Here is a 6,364-nt window from a genome sequence, read left to right on the forward strand (position 1 = left end):
GGGGGGTGTGGCTGTTTGGTTTGGTAGCCACCCACCACCCCCAATGCGGTGGTTCCCCCCCCCCCCCCCCCCCCCCCCCCCCCCACCTGTGTCACCCCCGTGGTCCCGCTGGTCACCAGGCCGTCGCGGCCGAGGTCTTCTCCGACGGCAGCAGCAGCCACAGCGCCAGGTAGAGCAGGAACTGGGGGCCGGGGAGCAGACACGACACGACGAAGATCACGCGCATCGTCCCCGCGGAGATGCCGAAGCGCCGTGCCAGCGCTGCGCACACTCCACCGATCATGCGTCCTTCACGGGGGCGGACAAGTGCGGCCATGGTGGGCTCCTTCGCGAACCGACGGGGAACACTTCCTGTTGTGCTCCCGATGTATCCATAGTGACTCCGCGAAGGGGTGCAAAGCGTCGCTCTACGGGGCCATACCGACCCTGGAAATCGTCGGGGTCGAGCCCTGAGACGCCTCCTCCCGAAGTCGGGCCGCGTCCCCTCCCGGCCCGGCCTGCAGCCCACGCCTCAGCCGCGCCCGGCAGACCGGCACGACCAGCAGGTGCGCGAGCGTCACGCCGACGGTGTTCAGCAGCAGCGAGTCGACGTCGACGACCTGCCCCGGCACCCCGGTCTGCGCCAGCTCGATGGCCAGCGAGATCAGTGCCCCGGCCGCGACGGTACGGGCCAGCGAGGCCCACGGGGACACGAACAGCCGGCCCCCGGCCATCGGCAGCAGCACCCCGAGCGGCGCCAGCAGCAGAAGCCCCGCACCGAACCGGTGCGCGGCCTCGACCGGGCCGAGAGCCAGATCTGCCTTGATACCGGCCAGCGGCTGGAAATTCGCGGCGGTCACCCACGCCACATCCAGGGGGCGCAGGGTCAGCCACCCGACGATCAGCAGATGCGCGAGGAGGAGGAGTACCCCCGCCGCGCGGAAGCGGATGACGGCTTGGCCGTCCGAACCTTGACGCACGCTCCCCAAGACGCCACGACCGGCAGGATCGGTTCCGCGCTGTCGCAGGAAGTGCTCAGGGGCCGGGAAGTACCAGCACTTCAGGGAGGGCTCAGGACCACGGCACGCCCGGCGTCAGGGCAGTTCCAGCGCGCCGAGCGTGGGCACGTCGCCCGGCCGGGTCTTCGTCTCCGACGTGCACAGATAGCCCCGTGGCGCGTAGGCCCCCGGGCCACCGAGTACGACCGTCCCCCCGGTCACCAGCGTCTCGCTGTCCGCGTACGTGCACACGAGCTGTGCCAGCGCCTCGGCCGGCAGGTCCTCGGGCTGCTCGTTCAGACGCAGGGTGCCCGCCGGATCGCCGTCGCGGCCCGCGGCGACCCGCAGACCCGCGGGCACGCCGGTGGAGAACCCGGCCTGCCGCTCGTCGGCCTCCGGCTCCTTCTGCAACTCGTCCAGGAGCACCCGCGCGACGCGGACACGGTCGGGCTCCGAAGCGTCCAGCCGCACCGAACGGTTGACGATCACCAGCTGCGAGGCACAGACCAGATACACCTGGACCTCGATCTCCTCCAGGGCCTGCGCGGTGACGTCATGGGCCGGGGTGCGGCACGGCACCCGGGACGGCGCGGCGCCCGCGTCCACCGGCACCGACGTCGACCTGATCCCGCACCCGGCGGTCAGCGCCACTCCCGCCAGGACGGCGGCCAGCACCCGGCCGGCCCGCCGCGCGCGCCCGGTGCGGTGTGCGCCGTACGCACGCTCGCCGCTCGTCACGTCGCCCCGCCCTCCTCGTTCAGGTCCTCCGTGCCGTGCTCCCCGGCCTCGGAGGTCAGCCGCTCGGCATCGCGGGGCAGCCGCAGGACGAACACCGCGCCGTCGCCGTCCGGCGAGTTCGCGGCCGTGATGTCTCCGCCGTGGATGTGCGCGTTCTCCATGGCGATCGACAGCCCGAGCCCGCTGCCCTCGGACCGGGGCCGGGAGGCGCTCGCCTTGTAGAAGCGGTCGAAGACGTGCGGCAGGACGTCCTCGGGGATGCCGGGGCCGTGGTCGCGTACCTCGATGACCAGTTCCTCGCCGACGGTCCGCACCGCCACCCGTACCGGCGAACCGCCGTGCTTGAGCGCGTTGCCGATCAGATTCGCCAGGATCACATCGAGCCGGCGCGGATCGAGCCGCACCATCATGCCGCGCTCGGCGTCCAGATCCACCGCGTCCAGCCAGGCCCGGGCGTCGATGCACGCGGTGACCTGGTCGGCGACATCGACCGTGTCGAGGACGAGACGGGCCGTACCCGCGTCGAAGCGGGTCACCTCCATCAGGTTCTCCACCAGATCGTTCAGCCTGCGGGTCTCGCTGACCACCAGGTGCACCGCGGGAGCGATCATCGGATCGAGGCTGTCGGCCTCGTCCTCCAGCACCTCGGCGACGGCGGTGATCGCGGTCAGCGGGGTCCGCAGCTCGTGCGACATGTCGGCGACGAACCGGCGACTGGACTCCTCCCGCGCGCTCATGTCCGCGACCTTCTTCTCCAGTGCGCTCGCGGTCCTGTTGAACGTACGGGAGAGATCGGCCAGTTCGTCGGTGCCGGACACCACGAGCCGGGTGTCGAGCTTGCCCTCGCCGAGCTTGCGGGCCGCGTCGCCCAGCCGCTGCACGGGGCGCAGCACGGTCGTCGCCGCACCCTGGGCGAGCAGGGCCGAGCCGACCAGCGCCAGGGCGGTCGCGATCCCCAGCGACCAGGCCAGGGAGTTGAGATCCTGGCGTTCCTGGTCGAGCGACTTCAGCATGTAGCCGGTCGGACCACCACCGATGATCTTCGTCCCGGCCACCAGGTACGGCCTGCCGCCGATGCTCGTCCGCTGCCAGAACAGGTGGTACTCGAAGGTGTTGCCCGACGTCATCGGCTGCTTCTTGCCCACCTGCCTCTGCAACGAGGCCGGTACGTCCTGCCGCGTGAAGGAGTCCAGGTCCGAGTAGCCCACGATCGGTTTGCCCTCGTGCTCGTCGACCAGCAGCACGTGGTAGCCGGGACTGCTGCTCGCCATCTGTACGGCGGCGTTCTGCAGGTCGTCCCTGGTGGGAGGCGTGGGCAGGGTGGCCGCACGGTTCTGCATCTGGCGGCGGAAGTCGCCGAGTGCCGAATCCTGCGTACGCGTCAGCACGGCCTCGCGGTTGAGCCAGTACGCGATACCCGACGCGGACACCGCCGCCGTCAGCGCCACCAGTCCGAACACGACGACGAGCCGCAGTCGCAGACTGGTCCAGCGAAGACCGGTGAGCACGGTCCGCTTCGCGGGTTCACTCACTGAGGCGAGTCCAGCCGGTAGCCCACTCCGCGCACGGTACGGATCAGGGTCGGCGAGGACGGCACGTCCTCCACCTTCGCGCGCAGGCGCTGGACACAGGCGTCCACGAGCCGGGAGTCACCGAGGTAGTCGTGCTCCCACACCAGGCGCAGCAACTGCTGCCTGGAGAGCGCCTGACCGGGCCTGCGGCTCAGTTCGAGCAACAGCCGCAGCTCGGTCGGGGTGAGCTGAAGATCCTCACCGTCCTTGGTGACGGTCATCGCGGAGCGGTCGATGATCACGTTGCCGAAGGTCGCGGAGTCCGTGGACTCGCGTTCCCCCCGGCGCAGCACCGCGCGGATACGGGCGTCGAGCACCCGGCCCTGCACGGGTTTCACCACATAGTCGTCCGCGCCGGACTCCAGTCCCACCACGACGTCGATGTCGTCGCTGCGCGCGGTCAGCAGAATGATCGGCAGCTGGTCGGTGCGGCGGATGCGCCGGCACACCTCGAAACCGTCGATCCCGGGCAGCATCACATCCAGCACGACCAGGTCCGGCCGCTGCTCTCGCAGCAGGTTCAGGCCGTCCTCTCCCGTCGCCGCAGTGGCCACTCGGTGGCCCTGGCGTGACAACGAGAGTTCGAGAGCCGTGCGGATGGCGTCGTCGTCCTCGATCAGCAACAGGAAAGGCACGGGGGTCATTCTGGCCCATGGTGGTGCCTCAGTTCGACAGTTGGACGGCTCTCGCGGTTCCGGCACGCCCGGGAGCGGCCCTGTGACACGGCTGTGACAGTCGGGGGACAGCGCGATGAAACTGCCCGGGCAAGCTCGTTGACACATGGAACCAACCGACTCCACCGACGGGGGGCGCGAGATGAACGCAACGCACAGCACCGGCTCGACGAGCGCAGTTGTCACGCGTCTCCACGACGTCGGGCGGGGTCCGGAGAAGTCCGGCGTGGGAGGGCGGGGGTGCCTTCGAAGCGCCGGGCGTCAGCATCCGTCGTACATGACGGTGGTTGACACGCCCCTCGGGGGCAACGGGGGAAGCGCGTACGGGGAGGTCACGGGGGAGCGGACGCCCGCGGCGCGGACCGAGGACGCCGAAGCGGTGTTCACGGCCTACGTCCAGGAGCGCCGCGCCTCCCTGTACGCAACCGCCTATCACCTGACCGGCGACCGGTTCGAGGCCGAGGACCTGCTGCAGAGCGCCCTCTTCTCGACGTACCGGGCGTGGGACAGGATCAGTGACAAGGCGGCGGTCGGCGGATATCTGCGCCGCACCATGACCAACCTGCACATCAGCGCCTGGCGCAGGCGCAAGCTCAACGAATACCCGACCGAGGAGCTGCCGGAGACGGTGGGCGACACGGACGCGATGCGCGGTACGGAACTGCGGGCGGTGCTCTGGCAGGCGCTCGCGCGGCTGCCCGAACTCCAGCGCACGATGCTGGTCCTGCGGTATTACGAGGGCCGCACCGACCCGGAGATCGCGTCCATCCTCGACATCAGTGTCGGCACGGTGAAGTCGAGCATCTGGCGGTCGCTCCGCCGGCTGCGCGAGGACCAGGTCCTCAGCTTCGGCCGTGACGAGGAGGAGTCCTTCGGCGAGCTGGTGGCCTGAGGCGACGGGGGGAAACGGGGGAAAGGGCCGCGGCTTCGGGGGAGGCGGCGGTACGGGGGCAGGCGCAGCGGGGTCGGACGGGCCAGGGGGTCCTGTCCGGCCCCGTTCGCGTGTACGGGGGCTCGGGCGTCCGCACCTTTCGGCTCGCGGGCGCCGGCCCAGTCCGCACGCGCTACGCGGCCCCGCGCCCCGCGGTCGCCCGGCGGCACCGTCCCGCAGCCGCCGCGGCCAGCCGCCCCAGCGCCTCCTCCTTGCCGCACGGATACGCGCCGAGCGCCGCCTGCCGGGCCACGATCCGCCGCTCGGCCCGCATCAGCCGCCAGCCGCGCCGCAGCAGGAACGGCACCGACTTGCGGCCCTCCCGCAGATCGCGCAGCAGCCGCCGCCGGAACGTCGTCGAGGGCCGCCCGCGCAGACAGAGCGCGTCCGCCAGGAGGCCCAGCTCCTGGCAGCGCTCCACGATGTCCGCCGCGAAGATGCCCTCGGCCACGAACAAGGGCGTGCGTTCGATGTGGAACGCCTCGTGGCCGACGCGGGCGCTCGTGGCGATGTCGTACACCGGCACGTCCGTACGCCCCGTGCGGCACAGCTCCGAGACGGCCGCGACCGCCGCGTCCGCGTCCCACGACCGCACGGAGTCCCAGTCGATGTCCGTGCTGCCCGCGACCACCGGCAGTGTCGGGTCGTCACCCTCCTTGTAGAAGTCGTCCAGGCGCAGCACCGGCAGTCCGGTACGGGCGGCCAGGGAGGACTTTCCTGAACCGGAGGGGCCCGCGAGCAGCACGACGCGGGTCGGGATCGATTGGGGATTCACAGAACAGAAGTGTGAGGCATTGACCCGCGCAGGGGACCCCTCGGAGGTCCTGTTGGTATCGAGCATCACACCTCAACTACTCTGCGCGCACGCACGATTACCGAAACAGGCTCGATCAGGTGGGAAAATCATGGGTCGTCACGCACTGTCCGCACCTTCACGTACCCGGCGCCGCGTTCTGCTGCGGGCCGGTCTGACCGTCACCGCGGTGGGCGCGGCTCTCGGTGCGGGAGGCGCGGCCGCCCAGGCCGCGCCGCTGCCCGCCGTCCCGGCCGCCGGCGCCGACAGCACCCTCGGTGCGGTGAGCGAGACGGCCGGGCCCGCGCTGACCGGGGCGCTCGGCTACTCGCTCGCGGGCGGCCTCACGCCGGTCACGGACCTTCAGCTCGACCCGCTGGCCGGGACGGGCGTCGACCCGCTGGACAACGCGGTGGGCACCCAGATCGCCGACTTCAAGCCGCTGACCACGGCCGTCCTGACCGACCCGGTGACCAGCGGCGGCGCACTGAGCGACCTGCCGGTGATCGGCCAGGCGACCGGGCTGCTGACCGGCTGACCCGGCAACGGGGGCGGGGGGGGGGGGGCGGGGGGGGGGGGGGGGGGGGAGGGGAGAACCCCCGAAAACCCCCCCACCCCCCTAAACACAAACACCCCAACCCCCACAAACCACCAAGGCCCCCAAATAGTCTTTTCCTACA

At 71.2% G+C, this 6,364-nt stretch carries 8 protein-coding genes; 2 read left to right on the forward strand and 6 right to left on the reverse strand.

Translation table 11 applies throughout. The annotated features are described in order from the left end of the window. Nucleotides 1-112: 112 nt before the first annotated feature. From AC07FA_RS12905 to afsQ1, 5 genes are all read right to left on the reverse strand, one after another. Nucleotides 113-316 (reverse strand): PspC domain-containing protein, encoded by a 204-nt coding sequence (locus AC07FA_RS12905; protein WP_479075198.1) that lies wholly within the window; start codon nucleotides 314-316, stop codon nucleotides 113-115. A gap of 91 nt (nucleotides 317-407) precedes the next feature. After that, the gene (locus tag AC07FA_RS12910; protein WP_479075200.1) at nucleotides 408-959 is read right to left on the reverse strand and encodes a VanZ family protein; all 552 of its coding nucleotides are present in this window, start codon (nucleotides 957-959) and stop codon (nucleotides 408-410) included. A gap of 114 nt (nucleotides 960-1,073) precedes the next feature. Beyond that, a complete protein-coding gene (locus tag AC07FA_RS12915; protein WP_479075201.1) occupies nucleotides 1,074-1,715 on the reverse strand; it encodes a hypothetical protein in 642 nt (213 codons plus the stop codon). Then, nucleotides 1,712-3,247: an ATP-binding protein gene (locus tag AC07FA_RS12920; protein ID WP_479075202.1), complete on the reverse strand. Its 1,536-nt coding sequence runs from the start codon at nucleotides 3,245-3,247 to the stop codon at nucleotides 1,712-1,714. The genes AC07FA_RS12915 and AC07FA_RS12920 overlap by 4 nt, the downstream gene beginning before the upstream one ends. Continuing rightward, on the reverse strand, nucleotides 3,244-3,921 hold the full coding sequence (gene afsQ1, locus AC07FA_RS12925) for a two-component system response regulator AfsQ1 (protein ID WP_453531292.1): 678 nt from the start codon (nucleotides 3,919-3,921) through the stop codon (nucleotides 3,244-3,246). Before afsQ1 ends, AC07FA_RS12920 begins: the two co-directional genes overlap by 4 nt. A 181-nt stretch (nucleotides 3,922-4,102) precedes the next feature. Between afsQ1 and AC07FA_RS12930 the strand changes: the two genes are divergently transcribed. Then, on the forward strand, nucleotides 4,103-4,852 hold the full coding sequence (locus AC07FA_RS12930) for a SigE family RNA polymerase sigma factor (RefSeq protein WP_479075203.1): 750 nt from the start codon (nucleotides 4,103-4,105) through the stop codon (nucleotides 4,850-4,852). A 172-nt stretch (nucleotides 4,853-5,024) separates the two neighbouring features. On the opposite strand, the gene AC07FA_RS12935 is transcribed toward AC07FA_RS12930, so the two are convergent. Further along, nucleotides 5,025-5,732, reverse strand: a complete 708-nt coding sequence (locus AC07FA_RS12935; protein WP_479075204.1) for a uridine kinase — start codon at nucleotides 5,730-5,732, stop codon at nucleotides 5,025-5,027. A gap of 64 nt (nucleotides 5,733-5,796) precedes the next feature. Between AC07FA_RS12935 and AC07FA_RS12940 the strand changes: the two genes are divergently transcribed. Continuing rightward, nucleotides 5,797-6,222, forward strand: coding sequence for a hypothetical protein (locus AC07FA_RS12940; protein ID WP_479075205.1), 426 nt, complete (start codon nucleotides 5,797-5,799; stop codon nucleotides 6,220-6,222). Nucleotides 6,223-6,364 lie beyond the last annotated feature (142 nt).

It is taken from the genome of Streptomyces sp. NPDC045968 (genome assembly GCF_056430475.1).

Excerpts from the sequence above, each read along its gene's own strand:
- AC07FA_RS12905 (WP_479075198.1), bottom strand. The coding sequence starts at position 316 with ATGGCCGCACTTGTCCGCCCCCGTGAAGGACGCATGATCGGTGGAGTG.
- AC07FA_RS12930 (WP_479075203.1), top strand. The coding sequence starts at position 4,103 with ATGAACGCAACGCACAGCACCGGCTCGACGAGCGCAGTTGTCACGCGT.
- AC07FA_RS12935 (WP_479075204.1), bottom strand. The coding sequence starts at position 5,732 with ATGCTCGATACCAACAGGACCTCCGAGGGGTCCCCTGCGCGGGTCAAT.
- AC07FA_RS12940 (WP_479075205.1), top strand. The coding sequence starts at position 5,797 with ATGGGTCGTCACGCACTGTCCGCACCTTCACGTACCCGGCGCCGCGTT.